This is a genomic window from Gemmobacter aquaticus, assembly GCF_007859075.1.
In the GTDB taxonomy this organism is placed as follows: domain Bacteria; phylum Pseudomonadota; class Alphaproteobacteria; order Rhodobacterales; family Rhodobacteraceae; genus Gemmobacter; species Gemmobacter aquaticus.
The window spans coordinates 1,300,683-1,323,224 of sequence record NZ_VOAK01000011.1 but is presented as its reverse complement, the minus strand read 5'-3'; the positions used below and the strand labels follow the sequence as shown (position 1 = coordinate 1,323,224).

Here is a 22,542-nt window from a genome sequence, read left to right as displayed (position 1 = left end):
TTACCTCCGTCCGCCACGACTGCCGCCACCTGACCGGCCGCCACCTGACCGGCCACCTGCGCTGCTGCGCCCGCGGCTGCTGGCCGCCGATGCGCGTGAACTGCCCGAGGGTTTGGAGAAGGTGTTTGACCGGCTCGGCGCGCGCGCCGTCGGGGCGCGTTGTGTCGAGGGCTTCGATACCGTTGACTTGCGCGTGGTTGTTGATGGACGCGTCGCAGCCGAGGGGCGCGAAGCGGTTGCAGGGCGCGTTGTCGCCGATGGGCGGGACGCAGCATCAGGGCGTTTTGCGCTGGCGGGGCGCGTTGCCGGTAGCTTGGCCACGCTGCCGCCGGCCTTCTGGCGTGTGTTGATCTTTTCCCGTGCCGCGTCACGGCTGGCCTTGCTTGCGATGGAGGCCGCACCGGCCGCACCTGCCGCACCTGCTGCACCGGCGGGAAGGTTGCCGATCTGCGGGCGGTCCATGTCGCCGATACTGGTGCGGCCACCTTCGGGCCGTTCCCGGTCGGCAAGATTGCCGAGGTTCTCGCGATCGACGCGGTTGCCGAGATTATCCCGGTCGATGTTTACGTTGTCGCGGTCGATATTGATGTTGTCCCGGTCGATATTGATATTGTCCCTGTCGATGTTGATGTCGCCACGATCAATGGTGATGTCGCCGCGGTCCCAGTCGAGGTCGACATCGTTGTTCCAGTCATCCCAGCCGTCCCAGTCGTCATCATCGAAGATTTCATCGAGGATGATCGCGCTGCCCAAGATGATGCCGCCAGTCAGCAGGGCGTCATCCCAACCGACATCGTCGTAGTCGTCATAATAGTAGGGCGGCGGAGAGGTCGCCGGCACGGTATAGACCACCTGACTGTCGTAGGCCGGCACATAAATCACGCCGGGGTCGGTCGGTGTGATCTGGATCGTCTCGCCTTGGGTCACGACTGTCTGGGCGGCGTTGTTGGCAAGATAGCCATTGTCCTGCGCCTCGGACCGAAGCCGCTGGATCGCGTCCAGCACGCCGTCGGTCTGGGCGATAACGGCCTCGCCCGCCTGCTCGGTCCAGTCGATATGATCACTCATCCGGGTGACAAGATCGGGAAAAGCGGCGGCCAGATCCCGAACGCTCTGGTCCCACGGCTGGGTCGCGGCCTTGGCTGCACGCTCTTTGGCGGGCGTATCGGCGTTCTCGGCGACGAAGCGCCCGGCTTTCACGACGTCCAGCGGAAAGGTCACGGCGACCAGCAACTGTGAGAGCACGGGGTCGGGAAACAGTGCAACCGGCCCGAAGAGCGTATCAAGCTGCTCGGGCGTCAGCGGACCTTCGGCGGCGATGGCCGCCTGGATGGACGAGGCCTGCGTGGCGGCCTCTTTCGCCGTGACGACCTTGCCCGAGGCATCGATGCAAGGGATGGTCAGGGTCATGCCGACCGAGACATTTTCTGGATTGCCGCCAAGGCTGTCCCAGTTGGCATCGGCGATGAAGCCATAAAGCTGCGGATCACCGTATGCCCGCCCGGAAAGGGCGCTAAGCGTGTCGCCTGCCACAACCGTGTACGCCCCTCCGCAGGCCAGCGTTCCGTCGCCAACCAGAGGCTGCGCCATCGTGACCGAGCCGGTGGCCAAGGTGACGATGCAGGCAAGCAGGGCCGGGTGTGTCAGGCGTCGTTTTCTGTCAGACATGCTGAGCATCCTCCGCGAAGATTGCACGGGCATTGCGAAACGCCAGCGCGAGTGCCGTATGACGGCCCAGGCTCGTTGCGACGCTCAGGTAGCGCCAACGCAACAGGCAACCTGACCATATCCCTTGCTCATACCCACACCTGCGGGTCATCACGGTTCCAAGCTAGGCCAGACCGCAGGTCGCGATCCAGCCCCCGGGGTGTTGGTTACAGTGACATGCCCGGATGGCCCCAAGCGTTCAGGGTGTCGGCGGGATAAGGTAGAGTGTCAGCCCGAAAATCGCATAGACGACCAGGATCATCACGCCCACGAACCAGGTGGACCGCCCGCCCGATGTCAGAAACCGCGCGGTCAGGGCGGCGATCATCATCATGATGACCGCGCCGGGCCAGAACTGCAGACCCATCGGCGTCGGGCCGATCACATAGCTGAGGAGTACCATAAGTGGCGCCACGAACAGCGCAATCTGCACGGCGCTGCCAAGCGCGATGCCGATGGCAAGGTCAAGCCGGTCGCGCATAGCGGCTGAAAAGGCCGTTGTCATCTCGGCTGCGGCCCCCACCAGCGCCACCACGATGAAACCGATAAAGGCAGGGGACAGCCCGAGCGAATGGCCCGCGACCTCAACCGAGGCGACGAATATCTCGGACACGAGTGCCACAAGAACCGTGACACCGGCCAGCACGCCAATGCTGAGGGCAAGCGGCCAGGTTTCCTCGTGCTCGCTTTCCGGTCCGATCGCGGCGAGTTCTGACCGGTGCGTTCCGAGCGAAAAGACGAGTCCCAGCCCGTAGGCAAGGATCAGCAGCACGGCCAGCGCCGCGCTGAGGTTCTGAACGGCCGGGCCTGCGGGCACGCGGTCGGCTGCCGTGATCAGCGAGGGCACCAGCAGCGCAACGGTTGCCGCAAAGAGCAGCATCGCCTGAAGCCGCGCAGCGACGACGTTGAAGGTCTGGACGTGATAGCGCAGCCCGCCAAGTAGCATCGCCCCGCCCAGCATGAACAGTGAATTGGTGACGATCGCACCGGCAATCGAGGCCTTTACAAGGGCATACTGGCCCGCCTTCAGCGCGGCAAAGGCGATCACCATCTCTGTCAGGTTGCCCAGCGTCGCGTTGAGCAACCCTCCGATGCTGTCGCCTGTGCGCGCGGCCACCGCCTCGGTCGCGCGGCTGAGAAGGGCAGCAAGCGGGACGATGGCCAGCACAGACAGCAGAAACAGCAGCGTGTGCGCATCTGGTTTGGTGCGCTCGGCCACAAGGACCACCGGCACGGCGACCAAGAGCCACAGCATCGGATTTTTCCGGATTTCCGTCAGAAGATGTCCCATCCCTTGGCTCCTGCTGTGCCCGCTTGGGCAAATCCCGACCGGCTATCTGCCCTTCAGAAACGCCAGCGCGCTCCAAGCAGGACGGATTCTGCATCCTGATAGTCGGCTGCATCGTCGGCATATTCGTAGCTGCGCCAGCCAGCGTAGACTTCGAGATCGAGGTCCTTGAAGGTCTGCACCGCCGAGACGCCGAAGGCCTGCGAACTCGACCCGTCGGTCACAAAGTCCTGCCCGTCGTAGTAGTCGATGGACAGCGCCGTGGAGCCGACGGTGAAGATATCGCCGATCCATCCTGCCTTGATGTATCCGTAGCTGCCGCCGTCGGGGTCGGTACCGCCAGACAGCGCAAGATTGAGGCCCGTCGGACGGTGCAGCAGGGTTGCCGAGGCAGAGAACTGCTCTTGCGTGTCACCGTCATCCGGGTCGGCCCAGGCATAGCCCGCTGCCGCAGAAAGATCGAAATCGCCCGTCTCGCCGGACCAGCGCAGTGCTGCGTCGTAATAGTCGGTGTCATCATCCTCGGCGAGGATGTTCTGGCCATAGGCGAAGGCTAGGCTGAAACCGGAATAGTCGGGCGTGTCATAGCGCAGACGGAAGCGCCGACCACCGTCGAGATCATTGAAGGCATCGCCCACCGTAACATCTGACAGCACGCCGTCGCTGTCGCGGAAGGCAAAGCCGCCCGCCACGTCATCGACGGTCACTGTGCCTGCGATGCTGGTGCCCGATGCATCCAGCGTCGCAGCCCCATCTGTTGCCATGCTGCCCTGACCGAAGGTGATTGTGCCGTATTGCCCTTCCCAGGCGGCCTCGAACTTGCGCAGGTCTGTACGTTGCCAGTCAATCCAGTCTGGCACGTCGTCGTTCATCACCTCGCTGGTCTGCACAAAGCCCAAGGCGGTCTCGAATGTCAGCTTCAGGGTGTTGTCGCCGTAGGGCTGGGTAATCACGAAACCGAGCCGGGAATTCGAGTTGGCGTTATCGGCAAGGGTCGACGTGGTCTCTTCGCCATCGTCGTAGCTCAACCAGGTCGGGCTGAACTGCCCGTAGAACCGGACCGAGCCGCCGCTGTCATTCTCGAAGGTCTGGGCGGTGGCTTCGGTGCCCAGCAAGGCCATCGCAGCCGCTGCAACCAGACTATGTGGATAGAGACGGTTCATCGCAACGCTCCTGTCTTTCTGTTTCGTTCCGATAACTGGCCATTGACGGACACCGCAGGTCTGCAGTCCCCAAGAGATCATGTCATGTCAGGTACCGTGCGCGGCACCTCGATATCAGCCTCGAAATCCTTCGGCCGGGCCTGACGCTTGCCAAGCTTCGGCTTTTCGAATGGCACGTGTTTGTATGGGATCGATGACAGGATATGCGAGATCACGTTGATTCTTGCGCGTTTCTTGTCGTCGGATGGCACGACCCACCATGGCGCAGCGGGCGTATCGGTCATGCGGATCATGTCTGAATAGGCTTCGGTGTAATCCCACCAGCGCTGATAGGATTCGATGTCCATCGGGCTCAGCTTCCATTGACGCATCGGGTCATCGATCCGCTGGCGGAATCTGCGCTCCTGCTCGGCTTCGCTGACGTCCAGGAAGTACTTCAGCAGGATGATCCCGGATTCTATGATTGCGGCCTCAAACCTCGGAGCAAGTTCAAGGAAGCGGCGCGCCTGATGTTCCGTGCAGAACCCCATGACACGCTCAACCCCCGGCCGATTGTACCACGAACGGTCAAAGATCACGACCTCACCGGCCGCCGGCAGGTGCGCAATATAGCGCTGCATGAAGATCTGTGATTTCTCGCGGTCGCTGGGCGTGGGCATCGCAACCACGCGAAAGACGCGGGGGCTGACCCGCTCTGTCAGGCGGCGAATGACACCGCCCTTTCCGGCGGCATCACGCCCCTCAAAGATGATCACAATCCGCGCGCCGCTGTCTTTTACCCAAGCCTGAAGATGGGCAACCTCGGTCTGCAGGCGCTCAAGCTCTTTCGCGTAGGAAAAGCCGTTCTCCTCGGACGCGACGACAGGCTGCGCGACGCGGTCATCCTTGTGCTTCTGCTTTTTCGATTTCTTGCCCATGGCTCTTATCCTCCCCTGATTGGTTTGCCTGATCTGCGCCGAAGGCGCGCAACGCGTCTTCCAGATCGTCAAAAATCATCTCCGCCCCGATACGGTCGAGCACGCCCGCGCGCCTCAGCAGTTCCCGCGGCTCTGCGTGAAGTTCGGCAAGGCCGAAGCGCAGACCAGCCCCCGCGAATTCGTCCGCGATCTCACCCAGCATTTCGGCGCCGGTGGTGTCGATCTGGCTGATGACGCCGGCATCCATCACCAGCCAGCGGGTGCCCTGTGGTTGCGTGGCGGCGATCTCGCGTATCCGGTTCTGGATAACTTCCGCGTTGAAGAACAGGATGCTGCCCTGAATGACGAAGAGCCCCAGTCCTGGAACAGGACGTGCCTGCGGAAAGCGGTGCATCTTGTAGAACCCGGCACGGTCCGGAATGCGGCCGAGAATGGCATCATTGGGGTGCATCGTTCGCCGCAAGAGGTGGACCAGGCTGGCCCCCACGGCGATCGCCACACCCTGCAGCACCCCAAGGCTGAGCGGTCCAAGCAGGGCGATCAGCGCGAAGGCGAACTCCATCCGGCTGATGCTCCAGACCCGACGCAGGGCGGCAAGGTCGATCATACCGATGGCAGTTGAGGCGAGAATTGCCCCAAGCGCGGGGATGGGCAAAAGGCGAAGCGCAGGGCCCAGAAACAGCAGCGTCGCGATCAGCGCCCCGGCCGCCACGAGGCTTGAGATCTGCGACTGCCCGCCGACCGAGATATTGACCGCCGTTCGTGAATCCGAGGCGGTGACCGGGAATGCGCCAAAGAACCCCGCCGCCATGTTGGCCGCGCCAAAGCCCACAAGCTCGCGGTTGGCGTCAACCGGCTCTCCGGTCTGGGCACCAAAACTGCGTGCGGTGATGATGCCTGCGCCAAAGCTGACGAGGAAGATGGCGCTCGAACCCAGCACCAGCGCCTCAAGCGGCAGCCATGGCCCCGAAGGCAGCGCAAAGGTGGGCAGTCCCTCGGGCAGGTCACCGACGATGGCAACGCCCCGGCCCTGCAGGTCCAGCACAAAGGAGAGAAGGACCGAAACCACCACCACGATGACCGATCCGGGTACGGGCAGCCGCATATAGCGCGCGCCTTGCAGCAGGGCGAACATCGTGATGGCAAGCACGAGCGTCGGCCAATGAATGAACTCCGCCTTGGTCATCAACTCAGCCAGCGGCGGCAACAGGCCGTCAGCCTCGATCTTCACCCCGGTCATACGCCCCAGTTGGCCGACGAGGATCGAAAGCGAAATCCCGGCGAAGAATCCCACGAGGATCGGGCGCGACAGGAATGAGGCAATGAGCCCCAGCCTGAGCGCGCGGGCCAGAAAGCACATCAAGCCGACCGCCAAGGCCAGTTGCGCGGCCATTGCCAGCCTTGTGCCGGCATCATCGGTCGATTGCACGGCAACACTGCCCAGGATCGCGGCAAGGACGGTCATCGTGGCCGCATCCGGGCCAACCACAAGGCGTCGCGACGGGCCAAAGATGGCATAGGCGACAAGGGGGGCGATGCTGGCATAAAGCCCGGTCTGAGGGGGAAGCCCTGCGATGGCGGGATAGGCAATCGCACTGGGCAGCCCCACAGCTGCGATCGCAAGGCCCGCCGAGACGTCGGTTCCGATCCAGCCCTGCCGGTAGCCCTGAAGACTTTGCAGGATCGGCCATCGCCGCGACGCACTGGATGGGATGTGCGGCACCGCCATGATCACCACCTGCCGAAGCGCTTTGTGGTGGCGACTGACCGACGAAGTCCCTCCAAAGCCATGATCCGCTCCCGACATGATGCCCAAGGGCGCCAGAGCGCCAATGCCACCTGATCAGGTTAAGGCCGGCATGCGTCAGGGCGTAAGGTCTTCGGTGTTAGTTACTGTTATTTCATGCGCCAACGCCCGTCGTCTTGCTCATCATTCTCCACTTTGCTGAGGCGTTGGGGTCTCTGGCAAACCCGGAGCGGCTCGACTGTCCTGCCCATCCATTTCAAGCTTGGTGGCCGCAGTGTGATGCAGCCTTCTCTCCCACGCCTGTCCGCGATCGGAAGGCGCGGGAGATGCGGATACGCCCCGCCCACGCAGCAGCGGAAACGCACACATAACCTGGCCTGCAGGGGCGGGTGGCAGCAATTCGGTGGGCACTGGCCCAAGAATTGCTGCATGCCATCGACTTTCCGGATGTCCTGCCGAGCCGGGCCGCGAGATCAGAAGTTGTACGATGCCCGGACGCCAACACCCCAGATCGATCCGTCATTGAAGTCGGTGTCGAATGCATTGCGCGCATCGCCCAGTTTTCCGAAAGTCACCCCGCCTGAGATGTTCCAGGGGTTCATATCGTAGCTCAGCGCGAGGGTTGCCAGCAGCTGCCCGTCGTAGGGGGCAAGCGTCGGCATCGCTTCATTCGTATCGGGTTCGTATGTGATCGAGAAAGCCCCGGCCAGACGATCTGTGAGTTGCCGCCCGACCCCGATATTATAGGTCCAGACATCACTCTCGTAGGCAACGAGCGGCAAGCCACCCGTGACCTCTCCAAAAACTGGTGGCGTCACGTTGAACTGAGTCCAGTCTGTCCACCGGATATAGCCGAACACGAGGGTCTTGGGCGCGACACCGGTTTGGAAATCGAGCTTCACTGATTGCGGCGTTTCGACATCAGTGGTGGTGTAGAAAAGGCTTCCGCCGACAGACTCAGTCGTGCTGAGGTTGTGCTCAATGCTCGAATAATAGGTCAGGGCCACGCGCAGCGCGATCTCGGGCCGCTCGTAGGCCGCACCCGCAAGGAAACCATAGCCCCAATCCTTGTCAGCATTTACTGAATAGCCAAAGGTCCCAACATTGGATTCTGCGTCGAACCGCTGCGCGCGCAATCCTCCGAAGACTTTGACCTGATCAGTCACGTCGTACGAAATCGCTCCCGTGATCTGATAGGTTTCCATCAGCGCATCAGTGCCTTGGTAGACCGGAACCGCAAACGTGCCGGCGCCATATGACGTGTTGCCGGCGTAGGGTTGATCGAACCCGAGCAGAACCGAAACGCTGTCTGAAAGATCGGTCTTGAATGCCCCGTTGAAGCTGGTCGAAGAGTTGAAGATCTGACCGGTTTCGCCGGGTATGGTGGTCGGAACGCCACCAAGAGGAATTGTGGCACCCGAGCCGCTTTGCTTGGGCTTGCCGTAAATTGTGCCGAACTCCAGGTGGCTTCCCTCTTCGTAGAGCAGGCGGATCGTGTCTGGCACCACCTGTTCCAGCGCGCCGGCATGCACGAAGCCCGGCGCGCCGATTCCAGTTGCAAGCGCCACAGTGCCAAGCGCCTTTCGCGCAGTTCTCTGCAATTCGTTCATGTTCTCCTCCCCATGAATTTGATGTGAACTTTGCTGAAGCCGGTCAGAAACCGACGTTTGCCGCCCCTTTGGTCTGGAGCATTTCCCGAGCCTCGTCCGGCGTGGCGATATCGATGCCCAGTTCGTCAAGGATGCGGCGGATCTTGCTGACCTGATCGGCGTTTGACTTCGCGAGCTTACCTCGGCCAAGGGATAGGCTATCCTCCAGCCCGACCCGGACGTTGCCGCCGAGAATGGCGCTCAGCGTGACAAAGGGCATCTGGTGACGACCGGCCGCCAGCACCGACAGCCGGTAGTCCTTGCCAAAAAGCCGGTCGGCCGTGGCACGCATGTGCAGCAGGTTTTCTGGATCAGGCCCGATCGCGCCAAGGATACCGAAGATGCACTGGACGAAGAACGGCGGCTTGACCAGTCCGCGGTCCACGAAGTGGGCGAGGTTGTACAGGTGGCCGACATCGTAGCACTCGAACTCGAAACGCGTGCCGTGATCGCTCAGCATGCGCATGCCGTATTCGATCTGTGCAAAGGTGTTTGACAGGATAAAGTTCTTCGACCCTTCCAGATAAGTCCGTTCCCAGGCATGCTTGAAGTTGGGGATCCGATCGACCGCCTCGAACAGCGCAAAGTTGAACGACCCCATGTTCATCGAGGCGAGTTCAGGCTTTGTCGCCACTGCGGCGGCGTACCGTTCCTCCAGCGTCATGCCCTGGCCGCCGCCGGTCGTGACGTTCAGGATAGCGTTGGTCCGCTCCTTGATCGCAGGAAGGAACTCCATGTAGCGCGCGGGGCTCGGATCGGGTCGGCCGTCCTCAGGGTGGCGGGCGTGCAGATGGATGATCGCGGCTCCCGCCTCTGCGGCGGCCACGGCTTCGCTGGCGATCTGTTCAGGGGTGACGGGCAGATAGGGGGACATCGAAGGTGTGTGGACACCGCCGGTGATGGCGCAGGTGATGATGGCCTTTTTCGACATCAGAACACTTCTCCTGAGCGGGAGTTGACGAAACGAGCGGCACTCACCGCCCGCCATGAGTTCACGGTTCCTGGACGACGCGGTTTTCGATCGTTCCGATGCCGTCGATCTCGCTTCGCACGACATCGTCGACCTTGAGCGGGCGATATGGTTTCGAGCCGAAGCCAATCCCGCCTGGTGTGCCGGTGAAGATCAGATCGCCGGGCTCCAGCGTCATTGCTTGCGAAAGTTCGGCGATCTGATCCCAAAGATTGAAGACCAGATGCCGGGTGTTCGAATTTTGCCGCAGCTCGCCATTTACAAAGCACCGGATATCGAGCGCGTGCGGGTCGCTGACCTCGTCGGCTGTGACAATGGCTGGTCCAAAGGGGCAATGGGTGTCGAAGGACTTGCCCACCGTCCATTGCGGCGTCCGGTGCTGCCAGTCACGCACGGTGTAGTCATTGCCCACGGCGTAGCCAAACACATGGGCGGGCGCCTCCTCTCGGCTGATGTGGCGCCCGCCACGGCCGATGACAGCCACCAGTTCAACCTCATAATCGAGCATAGGCGACGCCTTTGGCAGCTCAATGTCGCCATCCGGATCGTTGACCGACGTGGGCAGCTTGGCGAACCAGACTTGCGAGGTCGGGATGGTGAGCCCGGCATCCTTCGATTCCTCGATATGGTCGGCATAGTTCAGGCCAATCCCAAGAATCTTGCCCGGACGGGCAATGGGAGCGCGCAGTGTCACTTGATCCAGAGGCAGTCCGCCGGTGCTGGGCACAGCGGCGGCGATCGCAGTGCTTAGCCGATCCCAGTCGGCAATCACATCGCGCTGATCCGACGGGGCGTTGGGCACCAGATCCGTCAGAGCATGCACCCGGTTCCCGAGCAAAACGCCAAGAACCGCGGGCGAAGTGCCCGAGGAGAAACGTACAAGTCTCATGATTGGTTTCTTTCACTTTTCCGGAGAAGCGGCCTGCTGACGTTGGCTCGCCAGCAGACGGCTTGTGCCGGATCAACTTCAGCCAGCGGCGAGGTTAAAGCCGTACTCGGCGCCCCAGGCGTTCAGTTCGTGGGGCTGCCAGCTCTTGGGACGCATCGGCGTTTCTTCGTGCCAAGGGCGCGGCTCCTGAATGCCCAGTTCGGGAATGAAGACGTCCATCTCCGTGTAGAGCTCGACCATCACCTGGTTCGGATCGTAGTGGTAGCCGGCAATGTTGTGGCCTGCGGTGTGGCGTGCGGGCCCCCAAAGCTGGTTCACACCGGCGCGCGCCAGTGCATCGGCTGCTTGGGCATGATGTGCCGTGCCGCGCAGTTCGAAGGCAATGTGATGCACGCGCGACATCGGGACGTTAACGATGTTCACGACATGGTGCTCGCGGTTGCAGGTGTAGAAGTTTGCAATACCCGCAATGTCGTCGGTCTTCACGAAGCCAAGGAAGTCTTCGTAGAACGCCATCAGCTTTTCGGCCTCGGGCGAGATCACCGCAACGTGGCCCAGACGAAGGATCGGCACGCCGGAGTGCTTGTAGCCCGGCGTCGGCGCCGCGATTTCGTTGTAGAACTGGAAGATGTTGCCGCCAGGCCCCACGACCTCGACCAGCTCGGAAACGCCCGGCTGGCTGTCGGTCTTGATTGCGGCCTTGAGACCAAGCGCCTGCACTGCACGCGCCATGTCAGCGACCGTGATATGCGGCTTCAGCTGATAGCCGAGGTGCATCAGTGATTTCTGCTCTGCCGGGCGCAGCACCAGATCATGGTGATAGTGGCCGATCGACAGGTAAACCGCCCCGTCATCTCCCCGTGCCAATTCGGTCATACCCAGGTTTTCGATGTAGTGGTCCCGGGTTTCCTCAAGGTCGGGCGCCTCTAGCGCCACATAGCCAAGCTGGAACACCTTGGGGTCGAATTTCTTCATGTCATCTCCCTCCCATAGACGTCGGCGCGCCGGGGACGCTACGCGCCTGCCTGCGGGGCACGACTCGCTTCCCCGTGGCGCAACAGCCCCGCACCTTAATGGGATACTTAATATCATAAAGTAGACTTTGCAATGAAAAAGTAGACGATCTTGCCCTGCGGCGTGGTGCGTGCGATATCTAAGCGGAAATGGAGGGCCCGAACGTGTCGACCAGCAAGACTGCTGAAACCTACAACGCCATCAAAAGTGACCTTCTTAACGGCAGATACAAGCCGGGCGAGCAGCTGCGGATTGATGGAATCTGCAGCTCTTTCGATGTCAGCAAGGGTGCAGTCAGAGAGGCATTGGCGCGGCTTACCTCTGATGGACTGGTCGAAAACACCCCTCAGAAGGGCTTCGTTGTGGCGCCGGTCTCCGCCCAGGATTTGATCAACCTGACCGAGGTTCGCGTCGAGCTGGAGTGTCGCTGCCTCGAGCTGTCAATTGCGGCCGGGGATCTGGACTGGGAGGGCCGTGTCCTCTCTGCCTATCACCTGCTTTCAAATACCGATGTTGTCGGGCCGGATGGAAAGGTGAACCCTTTGTGGACTCAACGTCACGATGCCTTTCACGATGGTCTGATCTCGGCATGTCAGAATGCCTGGAGGCTCAAGCTGCGGAATCTGACTTACCTCCAGGCCGAGCGCTACCGACGAATGATGGGTCCCCATCTGCTGGGCAAGCGCGACATCGATGCCGAACACGCGGCGATCATGTATGCCGCGCTCGCCAGAAACGCGCCTCTTGCGGTCGAGTTGATGTCGCAGCACCTGCAAGCTACCCTCAAGTTTGTTTTGGGCGCGGGAACGCTGGCCAGCGACGGCTGAAAAGAGCGCAGAGAGGGCGGCTGATCCAAGCTAATGATCGGCCGTCCTACCTTTCATTTGGGGTTATGTGAGACGCAGTTCGCCCAGATAAACGCTGTCGGTCAGTTCACATGTCTGGACCGCTGTTCCCATGGCATGTGACGCCTCCACACGATAAGCGCTGCCGTCACCAATCAGCCCTTTGAACTGAAAGTCGCCGAAATCATCCGTTAGGGTTGTCGAAAGAATGCTGCCGTCGCGGATCAGCCGCACTTCAGCGCCCTTGGTGCAGTCGATCAGTCCGTCCGCTTCATGGCTAACGCTTCCACCGATGAAGCAGGTCGTCCAGCGGTCCATTCCGGCATACCAGACACGGGGGCGGGTGTTTAGTTCGGGGCGGAGCGGGCGCAGCCCCTCGGCCACGACCTTCTTCTGCATCGCCGCATCGTCAAGCTTGACCGCCTCGAACACCTCGGTCGGACAGGATTGCTGACAGCGGGGCACGCGGGCGCCCTGATCGAGCAGATGCGCGTCGAAGATCCAGGTTTGGGGCAGTTGCTGCTCCTCATTCCAGACGATTGCCCCGTAGGGGCAGGACTTGACGATGTCCTTGCGGCCCTTGGCCTTCACAGGATCGATGATGATGATGCCGTCATCGCGCTTGCGGATCGCGTCACCAGCACGCGCCATGCATGGCGCATTGTCGCAATGGTTGCACATCACCGGAAGATAGGTGGTCTCCACCATCGGCGCGCTGCCCTGTACACGTCGCTGAATGCGGATCAGGCTGTCGCCCACCGCCTCGGCCGGCGCAGCATAGCCCGGAAAGTCGTTGCCGACATGTTCGTCACGGCTCGCGATCACGCAGTTGTTGCAGTTCTCGCAGCGGCCAACCTTTACGATCAGGTTCCACTTGGTCATGCGGTCCTCCTATGCTGCGCGCGCCTGCCGAAAGACATCGGCATTGGCCCATTTCTCGATCTCGACGAGGCAGGAATTGGGCGCCATGCTGCTGGTGCCCCGGACCTGTGGTCGGTCCGAGGTCAGCAGGTTGAGGCAACCCCCGATCTCGACGGTTTCGCCGGCGACCTCGACCATCTGGTACTCGGCGCTGGCCTCGTAGGATTTGAGAACGCCGGGGGCTACCAGCGGCGTGATGTCGGTGGCGCAGATCACGGCGCCGCGGTCATTGTAGACCTTGACCAGATCGCGGTGCCCGATCCCGCGTGCAGCGGCGTCGGCTGGATTGAGACGCAATAGCCAGAAGCGGTGACCTGCGATGAGAGCGCGATGGTCCTCGATCTGGTTGATGGCGCTGTTCTTGCCGTCGGCGTGGGTGTGGAAGCTGTAGCGGCTGTGCGTGGCGATCAGCTGCATCGGATAGCGCGATGCAAGCTCTGTGTTGCGCATGCCTTCCCACGACGGGATGTAGTGATTGAGTGGCTGGCGCTCGGGATTGTCAGAGGTGTGCCGACGGAATAGCTCGGGCAGAAACTCAAACTTGCCGCTTGGTGTCTGCAGGCCAGTGCCGAACTTTTCGGCGAATTGCGAGGGCAGGGGATGTGGTTCCGGCAGGTCCTTGTTGCGTCCTTCGGCGAACCAGCGCATGTCCACCGGCGCCCGAAGCGACTCCTTGGCAGGCGCCACCATGTGATAGCCCTTGCGGCAGAACGCTTTCCAGCTGACGTGATCGGGCAGATCGGATGAGTCGAATACCCGCTTGACCCAGTCGAGTTCGCTGCAGCCCTCGGTGAAGACCGCGCCCAAGCCGAGACGGCTGAGGATTGCCGTGAAGATATCGTAATCCGAGCGCGACTCGCCGAGAGGCTCGATGCACTTGTGCTGCATGGTTATGACGCGGTGGTTGACCAGGCTGGTGCCATGATGGGCGTAACCGCCCGAGTTGCACCATTCGCCGATGTCCCAGCGTTCAAGTTGGGTGCATGCGGGAAGGATGATATCGGCAAACTGCGCCTCGCCCTCCATCCATATTGACTGGTTAACAACGAACTCGATGCTTTCGTGGCGGTAGGCGTCGATCCACCGGCCCGAGCGCGTGACAGTGCTCATGGACGATCCGCCATAGCGGTAAATCATGTGGATCGGCGAATAGCCCGGCATCGGGTAGGTGAAAGGTGCGAATTGCGCCTCCTGCGAGATGCCATCCCAGAGATATCCCGTGGCCTGGCCCGTCAAGATCGCGTCGGGAAGCTGCTGGCGCGGCACCATCTGCTTGACAGGGTTCATTGTCAGGATGTGGGGCATCCGCTGATAGTTGTTGACGGCGTTGCCGGTCCAGAGCAATTCGCCTGAGATGCCGCCATCAGCATAACCCGGAAAGTAGAAGTGCAAATCATTCGGGGCACCGATCTGCAGGGCGCCGAAGTTGACACCGGGCTTACCCCAGCCCTGCATCGCCATCATCTGCACCATGCAACGCGCCCATTGCGTGCCAGTCGCGCCGCGGCCGGCCCCGCCGAAGCCCGCGCCTGTCATGCCGACGGCCAGATAGACTTTGCGGCCACCCCATTTCCGGGCCAACGCACGGACGTCGCGCGCAGGAACACCTGTTTCCGCCTCTTGCCATTCGGGCGTCTTGGCGATGCCATCGGTTTCGCCCAGAAGGTAGGCCTTCCAATCGTCAAAGCCGGTCGTACGACTGGCAACGTAGTCCTTGTCGTATAGCCCTTCGGTCACCCAGACGTACATGATTGCCTGCGCGAGCGCCGCGTCCGTCTGCGGTCTGACGGGAAGCCAGCGCCCGCCCAACAATTGGGCGGTGGGGTTGTTGTGCGGGTCAATGTGGACGAACTCTATACCCAGTTCCTTGGCCCACAGACGCCGCGGCGTGCCCTCGAATCCGGCGTAGGCGCCATTGGTGCTCTCGGGATCGCAGGACCAGAAGACGATCATCTCGGCTTCTTTCAGCGCATCCTCGACGCCGCCATAACCTGCAGGCACGCCAATCCGCATCGAATTGCCGTAGTGGTGCATCGCACCCCAGTACCAACCCTCCCAGCTGTCGGGGTTCGCGGCGACACGGGTGAAGCCGATGAGGTTGGCAAAGCGCATCAGAGAGCTGAGATAGTAGCCGACATTGCCCCACATGTGGTGCGATGACATGGGGAACGTGATCGAGCCGGGGCCATGGACCCGCTTCTGCCGGTTGATTTCCTTCGAGACGATGTCGAGCGCCTCGTCCCAGGTGATTTGCACATAGCCCGACTTGCCCCGGTTCTGCGGATTACGCTCACCATCGGGATCAAAGTCCACCCGCTTCATCGGGTGCAGGATGCGCTTGTCTGAATAGACCATGGACTTCATCGCCAGGGCATGTGGCGCGACCAGACCTCTCCGTGGTGGGCTGAACTTGCGGCCGCGCGCCTCGATGACCCAGCTTTCGGGGTCATTCTTGTCGTATTCGATCGGAGTGACACGCAGGATCTTGCCGTCCTTGACATAGACGAACAGCGGACCGCCATTGGTACAGGTGGTAAAGCGCCGACTACCGTCCCGCATAAGCGTACCCATCGGCAAGCCCGCAGTATCGTTCATATTCAGCGTTTGGGCGAACCAGATGACCAGATCGTCTGGCCCTGTCGTTACGACGTTGAAATTCTTGGCAGCATGGATGATATCGCCCTGATCGCGGTTGGGCGACAGCATCTTGAGTGCCGTTGCCACATCCCTGAACGTCATCGTTAGTTCAGCTTCGCTTGCCTTGCCCGTGCGGGCACGGAAACGCCCGTCGCGGATCTCCAGAAGGCGGCCGATGCTTTCATCCTGAAGGCCGATCCATGCAACGATGTCGCGCTGCCTAAGGCTTTCAGAGAAGGCGGGCAGCCGCGACGCCTTGAGGTTCATGACTTTCGGCAGGGCGAACAGGATCGTCCTGAGTGCCTGTCGTTTCATCGTTGAGCTGAGCTTGGACATCGCGGGGCGCGCCATTTGCTTGTCAGCCAATAGAGGCCAGCGGCTGCGCCATGCCGGCGCGCGCGGTTATCGATTCCATGCGGTCTTCCTCCCCCGAAGCTGCATCTGAATTATTTGAGAACGATAAAGTCAATATGACGATGCGGTCAATATGGAATCGGTTGCGCTTGGGGGCAAGGACGAATGTGCTGGCGGCGATGGCCCGCGGGGCGAGGTCGCGTATCGCGCCGCACGTCATCGAAATCAGGGGGAGAAGCGGAATGAACGCGGAAAACATCGACCACGACAACGGCGCCGAGTACACAGTCCGGGCGCGTTACCTGTATGGCTGTGACAGGGGGCAGGCGGTCTTGAACCTGATGGGTATCGCGATCAATCGGCGGCGCTCTGCTCGATCCTGCCTCGCAGGGGCCCAGTTCCACAGGACTATAGTACGTGGCACAATAGTACCGCGTCCCGCTCGCGTGGTGGGTTGACGTCAGCTGGAGAGCGGACGACGATCCCATTGCTGCTTTGACTTGGGCGCATACCACAACCCTCGGTCATGGGCTCGTTCAACAGGCCTCTCCTGAAAAGGGACCGGCGACATCGGACAAGTGCCTGTGATGCGCCGCCAGACCGGAAGCCGCGCCTTTTCCAGTCGTAGGATTGACCGTGCACGTGAAGCCAATAGTATCCACCCGGGCGCGCGCCAGCGGATTGCGAACTATCCGTTTGAACGCAAACTGGTCTGAGGTGGATTGCTCCGCCCCGGACCGGCTGGAAGGGCAGAGCAGGAACGAACGTCTATGGCGCGCGTAAATTTGGAACGACGGGCAGAGATTGGCCGGGAGAAACGTGCCCGCACACGCGCCGCGATACTCGATGCAGCGCGGACCTGTTTTTCTGCGGCGGAAAGCGCGACAGTGACAGTCGACTCTGTCACTCAATGCGCTGGCGTCGCGAAAGGAACCTTCTACCTTCACTTCGCCGATATGTCGGAGCTTCAGGCAGAATTGGGCGATGCGCTGATTGCGGAGTTGATCGAACGCCTGGAACCCGCGCGAACCGCCGTTTCCGATCCGCTGACACGTATGGCTACGGGCGTCACGCTCTTTCTCGGCTTTCTTGCAGTTGCCCCTGGCCAGGCCCGACTTGCCGCCCACGCCATTGCGGCGCTTCCGAATGTTGGGCGGGCGGTGCAATGGCGGCTTCGTGATGATCTCGCGGGTGCGCAGTCGCTCGGCCAGCTCCGCGTGGGCTCGGTGGAGCTTGCGGTTGGATTGGTTATTGGCTTGTCTGAGCAGGCCGCCCGGATGTTCGGCAGCGGCCGGATTGAGGCCAGCGCCATTCCCGATATCGTGCGCGCCATTCTGCGGGCCGTTGGCTGCACGCCGGACGAGGCTTCAGACGTTGCCGACATTGCCGCGCGCAACGCAGAAGAATTTTCTCGGGCCGAGGCGACGTAGGAACCCGGTTGTGTTGCTATTCACTCTGCGCGCCAAGGCGTCCCGCCAAAGCAACGGAAAGTCGGAGGAAGGCGCTGGCGCGCGTCCTCTGGGACCCCACGCTCGCCCTGCGGGGATCCGGAAGGCTTTGCCCTGCATCCAGTAGCGACAGCACCGGCGTCGTTGCAGAACTTCTGCCAGAAGGGATTCACATCGCGAGTCCATGGCATTTGACGGGTGGCATGACGAACCCTGCTCGCGCCCGCGCTGCATGGGTCGATCGAGTAAGGCCCCTAAGGAAAACTTCGGGCCGTCATCTACACTTGGCACGAGGCTGCGCCTCAATATGTCGCAGGCCGGTTAGGGGGGCACAGCAGCGCCCAGATAGATCGTCTGGTGCAGCTGCTGCAGGAAGCACGGGGGGGCGGATGGAAGGTTGATGGGGCGCTTTGTCATTGGATTTGGGCGGTGTTCCATGAGTGTTAGAGTGATTCCATCTCCTACCCGTTTTTTTAGAACCTGATCATCGTCGGCGGTCTAACAGTTGCTTTCTTCAGTGGAGCTGAGAAGGTCGCCTTAGTGCTGCTTTCGATGGTTGGCAGACTGCGAGCCATTCGTTCGCGTAGGGCCGAACTCGGACTTCTGTTGAAGCCAACTCCAGAAGAAATCCAGAAGTATGGCCAGAGCATCAGGTGCAAAGACGAAACCCCTGCAAGGGGCGAGCAGTACGAACTTATGGTTAGGCAGTTGGCGCAGCAGGAAAAGATCGAACTATTAAATGCAAAGTCACAATCACGGCTATTTGCGCTCAGTCTTTTCTTCGCTGCGGCTGCTGCAATTATAGCCCTGCGGTTTGTGCGGCAGATGCTTTTCCCATAGCCCGTAACGTTGACCGATACGACAGAGCCCCCGACTTTTCGAGGGCTTTTGCTTTGCCGACTCGACCTAGCATCAGGGAAAGTCAACTGCTCCATCGTCCGCCGCGGACGGTGGCGGACGTGCGGACGCATACCTTAGTATGCAATGCCAATCATCTCATTTTTCAGGGATTTTTGGCTCCGGCGGTAGGGATCGAACCTACGACCAATTGATTAACAGTCAACTGCTCTACCGCTGAGCTACGCCGGAACACGGGGGGTGTATAGCTTCGGGTTTCGGGGGTCGCAAGGGGGTGTGGGCAGAAAAAATCGATCCGGGCGCGGAAATTTCATCTTGGCGTCACGGGCGGGAAAAGCGTGCGTTAATCAAGTCGTGCCCGTTTGCGGTGATTTGGCCTTTGTGAACAAGATCAATGAGATGCGCCAATAGGTTGCGACGTGCGGCAGATTGGAGTTGCGCGGGAACGTCGGCATAGACCCGACTTTGCAGCGCCTCCAGATCGGCGGGCATGTCCAACGCCGCGAGGATTGCGGATTCGCGGGATCGGCGGTGTTGCAGCAAGAAGTCGCATCGCCCCGGGAGATCCTCGATCGGAAGGCCATGTGCCGGATAGCCTTTCTGCCATGGCCCCGCAGACAGCCGCTCCAGCGATGTCATGTAATCGGTCATGTCGCCTTCGGGGGGCGAGACGAGTGACGGGGCCCAGCCCATCACATGGTCTCCGGTAAACAGGCGATCGTTCAGTGCAAGACAGAGGTGCCCGCCCATGTGACCAGGAGTGTGGAGTACGGTAAGGCCAGCCCCGCCGTTTGTAAGGACGTCTCCTTCGCCAATCACCTCATCCGGCGCAAAATGCGTGTCGATCCCTTCGCCGCTGTGCCCTCTCACATCGCGCATCCGGGGTGACCTGCCGGACGACGCCGGGCCGAAGGCGAGAATCGGGGCTCCCGTCGCGGCGGCAAGCGAGCGGGCCAGGCCTGAGTGGTCGCGGTGGGCGTGCGTGACAATGATTTGGGTGACGCGCTCGGATGGGTGTAGTGCGCGCAGCAGTGCCGCCAGATGCGCGGTATCCTCGGGGCCAGGGTCGATGACCGTGACATCCCCTTCGCCAACGATGAAGCTGTTGGTGCCCCAATGGGTCATGGGCGAGGGGTTCGGGGCCAGCACCATCCGAACGTCTGGCTCCAGGTGCTGAACCGCTCCGACTGTCCAGGGGCAATCCATCGGTCTGCTCCTCTTTCCTTGCGGTTGGCCCGGCGCTAGGCTGCGCGCATGACACTCCGCCTGAAATCCATTCTGCCGCGCAGCCTTTACGGGCGGGCCCTGCTTATTCTGGTCGTTCCCATCGTGACGATCCAGCTGGTGGTGTCCATAGCCTTCATTCAACGCCATTTTGAACGGGTGACGCAGCAGATGACCGGCGCCGTCGCGACCGAGTTGAACCTTGTGTTCGACCGGCTGGGTGCGGGTGATATGCAAGAGGCAAAGGTTCTGGCAAGCGGCCTGGGTTTCACCCTTGAGCCGGTCGACAGCGTGATTGCGGAGGTCCGGCGCGAGGCCTGGGATCTGTCGGGCAGCGTGGTTGCCGAGACGCTGCGCGCCGAGGTGCCGGGCTTCACCGGCGCCGACATGCTTGCCGAGGACAATCGCGTGCTGGCCGATTTCCAGCGTGATGGGCGGAATTGGCGTGTGGGCATCGACCGCCGGCGCATGTCGGCGACGAACCCCCATCAGCTGTTGGTGCTGATGATCGTCACCTCGGTCTTGATGACGGTGATTTCATACCTGTTCCTGCGCAACCAGATGGCGCCCATCCGCCGTCTGGCGATGGCGGCCGAGGCGTTCGGCAAGGGGCAGCACATCCCGTACAAGCCGCGCGGCGCAGTCGAGGTGCGCGCGGCAGGGGCGGCGTTTCTGGACATGCGGGCCCGGATCGAGCGCTATCTGGAAAGCCGGACCCGGATGCTGTCGGGCGTCAGCCATGACCTGCGCACACCGTTGACCCGCCTGAAGCTGGGGTTGTCGATGCTGCCCGAGGATGAGGAGACCGCGGCTCTGCTTGGTGACGTCGCCGATATGGAGCGGCTGGTGGATGAGTTCCTGGCCTTTGCGCGCGGCGATGCGACGGAAGAGACCGAGGAGGTCGATCTGGTTGGGCTGGTGCGCCATGTGGTCGAAAATGCCGCGCGCTCGGGCCAGAGTGTCGATCTGGTTGCGACCGGTGCCGTCCCGATGCGACTGCGGTCCGCCGCCGTATCTCGGGCGTTGGAAAACCTGTTGACCAACGCCCGCCGATTTGCCGGCAAGACAAGGGTGTCGGTGATTGTGGGCGACCGCTTTGCCCGCATTGTGGTCGAGGATAACGGCCCCGGCATTCCGATGGATCGCCGGGATGAGGCAGTGCAGCCTTTCGCGCGGCTCGATGGCGCGCGCGATCCGAACAAGGGCGGCGGGGTGGGGCTTGGCCTGTCGATTGCGGCCGACGTGGCGCGCAGCCATGGTGGTGCCTTGCGACTCGGTGAAAGCGAGACGCTGGGCGGGCTTAGGGCAGAGCTGTCGCTGGCGCGGTAGGATCAGCGCGGCGTAGCCACATTCAGCACCCATGCCGGGCGCGAATTCCCGGCGGCGTAGCCCACTCCGGCCTCGGTCACCTTGGGGTTGAGGATGTTGGCGCGGTGGCCGGGAGAATTCATCCAGTATTCAACCAGACGACCTGGATCGCCCGAGAAGCCGAGCCCGGTGTTTTCGGCCGCGACACGGAGGTAATAGCCACCCGCCTTCAGCCGCCCTGAGAGGCTTTTGCCGTTGCTTGAAGTGTGGCTGACCGTCTGTCTGCGGGCATTGTCGCAAGCGTGGTTCTGGGCGACAGCACTGATACGGCTGGATTTGCGCAAGGTGGGCAGCCCGTTCTGCTTGCGGATTGCATTGATCTCGGCCAGCAGGGCCGCCTCCTGGGCGGTACTGACCCGGGCACAGGTTTCCGCAGGAACCGGGCCGGCTACGCGCGTTGCCGACTGGCCGCTGGAGCCCAGCGGGACCTTGACGACAAAGGGCAGGTCGCGGCTTGCCTCGGCCGGAACGGGTACCGGGACGACAACGCATCCCGAAAGCGAGGTAAGGCCAACACCAAGGATGAGGGCGAGCGTGCTGCGCATGGGCGTACCGATGGTTTGTGGCATCTGACGGGCTTAGGTAGACGAGGGATTCGATGCAAGTTTTCGCGCGACAGTTGGGCGAAATTGCGCCGCGCTTCGGGCGCATTGCGGCACGTTTTCGCGCAAGGAGGTCTGACCTCGCGCGGACGTGAGTGCCGACAAACTGAGAAAGCCAGGGGTGCCGTCTGCCCTTGCAGGCCCCGGCACGCAGCACTAAGACTTGGGAAAGAACTCGGCGATATGGCTCAAGCAGAACTGACAGGCAGGCGAAAATGAGAGATCCGGTCGAATTTTACATGAATACCCTTGTGCCCATGGTGGTCGAGCAGACCAGCCGGGGCGAGCGCGCCTATGATATCTTCTCGCGCCTGTTGAAGGAGCGGATCATCTTCCTGTCCGGACCGGTGCATGATGGCATGTCGAGCCTGATCTGCGCGCAGCTTCTCTTCCTTGAGGCGGAGAACCCGAGCAAGGAAATCTCGATGTACATCAACAGCCCCGGCGGCGTGGTGACGAGCGGTCTGTCGATCTACGACACGATGCAGTACATCCGTCCCAAAGTATCGACGCTTGTGGTGGGGCAGGCGGCCTCGATGGGCTCGCTTCTGCTGACGGCGGGCGAAAAGGGCATGCGCTTCTCGCTGCCCAACAGCCGCGTCATGGTTCACCAGCCGTCGGGCGGATATCAGGGCCAGGCGACCGACATCATGATCCACGCGCGCGAAACCGAAAAGTTGAAGCGCCGGCTGAACGAGATCTACGTCAAGCACACCGGCAATGACTATGAAACTGTCGAGGCGGCATTGGAGCGCGACAATTTCATGTCCGCCGAGGATGCAAAGGCCTGGGGCCTGATCGACGAAATTCTCGAAAGCCGCGGCAAGGCCGAGCCCGAACAGAAGTGATCGCTTGATCCCGGCGGCCCTCCGCCGGGGTGTTTTCGGATTGTGAAGGCCCCGGCTTTGGCCTAGGCTTTCTGGATTGCCCCCTTGGGGCAC

General features: G+C 61.6%; 18 protein-coding genes, 1 tRNA gene and 1 pseudogene. 5 read left to right on the top strand and 15 right to left on the bottom strand.

What is annotated here, in order from left to right; genetic code table 11:
- The 9 genes from FQU74_RS08530 to FQU74_RS08490 all read right to left on the bottom strand — a co-directional run bounded on the left by FQU74_RS08530 (position 1) and on the right by FQU74_RS08490 (position 11,305).
- A complete protein-coding gene (locus FQU74_RS08530; protein ID WP_158635558.1) occupies positions 1-1,668 on the bottom strand; it encodes a DUF3300 domain-containing protein in 1,668 nt (555 codons plus the stop codon).
- A 238-nt stretch (positions 1,669-1,906) separates the two neighbouring features.
- The gene (gene cax, locus FQU74_RS08525) at positions 1,907-2,998 is read right to left on the bottom strand and encodes a calcium/proton exchanger (protein WP_146285966.1); all 1,092 of its coding nucleotides are present in this window, start codon (positions 2,996-2,998) and stop codon (positions 1,907-1,909) included.
- A gap of 53 nt (positions 2,999-3,051) precedes the next feature.
- Positions 3,052-4,158, bottom strand: a complete 1,107-nt coding sequence (locus FQU74_RS08520; RefSeq protein ID WP_158635557.1) for a porin family protein — start codon at positions 4,156-4,158, stop codon at positions 3,052-3,054.
- Positions 4,159-4,235: 77 nt separating this feature from the next.
- Complete coding sequence (ppk2, locus tag FQU74_RS08515) at positions 4,236-5,075, bottom strand: polyphosphate kinase 2 (RefSeq protein ID WP_146285964.1); 840 nt, start codon at positions 5,073-5,075, stop codon at positions 4,236-4,238.
- Positions 5,038-6,882 (bottom strand): SulP family inorganic anion transporter, encoded by a 1,845-nt coding sequence (locus tag FQU74_RS08510; protein ID WP_206665004.1) that lies wholly within the window; start codon positions 6,880-6,882, stop codon positions 5,038-5,040. The genes ppk2 and FQU74_RS08510 overlap by 38 nt, the downstream gene beginning before the upstream one ends.
- A gap of 413 nt (positions 6,883-7,295) precedes the next feature.
- Entirely contained in the window at positions 7,296-8,432 is a 1,137-nt protein-coding gene (locus FQU74_RS08505) for an OmpP1/FadL family transporter (RefSeq protein WP_146285962.1), read from the bottom strand.
- A gap of 43 nt (positions 8,433-8,475) precedes the next feature.
- Positions 8,476-9,402, bottom strand: a complete 927-nt coding sequence (gene kce / locus FQU74_RS08500) for a 3,5-dioxohexanoate:acetyl-CoA acetone transferase (RefSeq protein WP_146285961.1) — start codon at positions 9,400-9,402, stop codon at positions 8,476-8,478.
- A 61-nt stretch (positions 9,403-9,463) separates the two neighbouring features.
- Positions 9,464-10,330 (bottom strand): fumarylacetoacetate hydrolase family protein, encoded by an 867-nt coding sequence (locus FQU74_RS08495; RefSeq protein WP_146285960.1) that lies wholly within the window; start codon positions 10,328-10,330, stop codon positions 9,464-9,466.
- Positions 10,331-10,408: 78 nt separating this feature from the next.
- Positions 10,409-11,305 carry a VOC family protein gene (locus tag FQU74_RS08490; protein ID WP_146285959.1) on the bottom strand — a complete coding sequence of 299 codons (897 nt, stop codon included), beginning with the start codon at positions 11,303-11,305 and terminating at the stop codon, positions 10,409-10,411.
- A gap of 188 nt (positions 11,306-11,493) precedes the next feature.
- On the opposite strand from FQU74_RS08490, the gene FQU74_RS08485 reads away from it, so the two are divergent.
- On the top strand, positions 11,494-12,171 hold the full coding sequence (locus FQU74_RS08485) for a GntR family transcriptional regulator (RefSeq protein WP_146285958.1): 678 nt from the start codon (positions 11,494-11,496) through the stop codon (positions 12,169-12,171).
- A 63-nt stretch (positions 12,172-12,234) separates the two neighbouring features.
- Here FQU74_RS08485 and FQU74_RS08480 read toward each other — a convergent pair whose 3' ends face one another.
- The 3 genes from FQU74_RS08480 to FQU74_RS08470 are packed head-to-tail and all read right to left on the bottom strand — an operon-like array spanning position 12,235 to position 16,360.
- Positions 12,235-13,071 carry a 4Fe-4S dicluster domain-containing protein gene (locus FQU74_RS08480; RefSeq protein WP_146285957.1) on the bottom strand — a complete coding sequence of 279 codons (837 nt, stop codon included), beginning with the start codon at positions 13,069-13,071 and terminating at the stop codon, positions 12,235-12,237.
- A gap of 9 nt (positions 13,072-13,080) precedes the next feature.
- A complete protein-coding gene (locus tag FQU74_RS08475; protein WP_146285956.1) occupies positions 13,081-16,062 on the bottom strand; it encodes a molybdopterin-dependent oxidoreductase in 2,982 nt (993 codons plus the stop codon).
- A gap of 43 nt (positions 16,063-16,105) precedes the next feature.
- Positions 16,106-16,360, bottom strand: coding sequence for a hypothetical protein (locus FQU74_RS08470; protein WP_146285955.1), 255 nt, complete (start codon positions 16,358-16,360; stop codon positions 16,106-16,108).
- A 511-nt stretch (positions 16,361-16,871) separates the two neighbouring features.
- Between FQU74_RS08470 and FQU74_RS19785 the strand changes: the two are divergent.
- Positions 16,872-17,066 (top strand): annotated as a pseudogene (locus FQU74_RS19785) (TetR/AcrR family transcriptional regulator); the annotation flags it as partial.
- A gap of 12 nt (positions 17,067-17,078) precedes the next feature.
- Positions 17,079-17,531, top strand: coding sequence for a hypothetical protein (locus FQU74_RS19605; protein ID WP_229704294.1), 453 nt, complete (start codon positions 17,079-17,081; stop codon positions 17,529-17,531).
- 1,032 nt (positions 17,532-18,563) lie between these two features.
- Here the strand turns inward: FQU74_RS19605 and FQU74_RS08460 are convergent.
- Together FQU74_RS08460 and FQU74_RS08455 are read right to left on the bottom strand one after the other, a co-directional pair.
- A tRNA-Asn gene (locus FQU74_RS08460) sits at positions 18,564-18,638 on the bottom strand.
- 90 nt (positions 18,639-18,728) lie between these two features.
- Complete coding sequence (locus FQU74_RS08455) at positions 18,729-19,613, bottom strand: MBL fold metallo-hydrolase (RefSeq protein ID WP_146285953.1); 885 nt, start codon at positions 19,611-19,613, stop codon at positions 18,729-18,731.
- A 48-nt stretch (positions 19,614-19,661) separates the two neighbouring features.
- Between FQU74_RS08455 and FQU74_RS08450 the strand changes: the two genes are divergently transcribed.
- On the top strand, positions 19,662-20,960 hold the full coding sequence (locus FQU74_RS08450; protein ID WP_146285952.1) for an ATP-binding protein: 1,299 nt from the start codon (positions 19,662-19,664) through the stop codon (positions 20,958-20,960).
- Positions 20,961-20,962: 2 nt separating this feature from the next.
- On the opposite strand, the gene FQU74_RS08445 is transcribed toward FQU74_RS08450, so the two are convergent.
- Entirely contained in the window at positions 20,963-21,568 is a 606-nt protein-coding gene (locus tag FQU74_RS08445; protein WP_146285951.1) for a CAP domain-containing protein, read from the bottom strand.
- 248 nt (positions 21,569-21,816) lie between these two features.
- Between FQU74_RS08445 and FQU74_RS08440 the strand changes: the two genes are divergently transcribed.
- Positions 21,817-22,449, top strand: a complete 633-nt coding sequence (locus FQU74_RS08440) for an ATP-dependent Clp protease proteolytic subunit (RefSeq protein ID WP_146285950.1) — start codon at positions 21,817-21,819, stop codon at positions 22,447-22,449.
- The last annotated feature ends 93 nt before the right edge of the window (positions 22,450-22,542 follow it).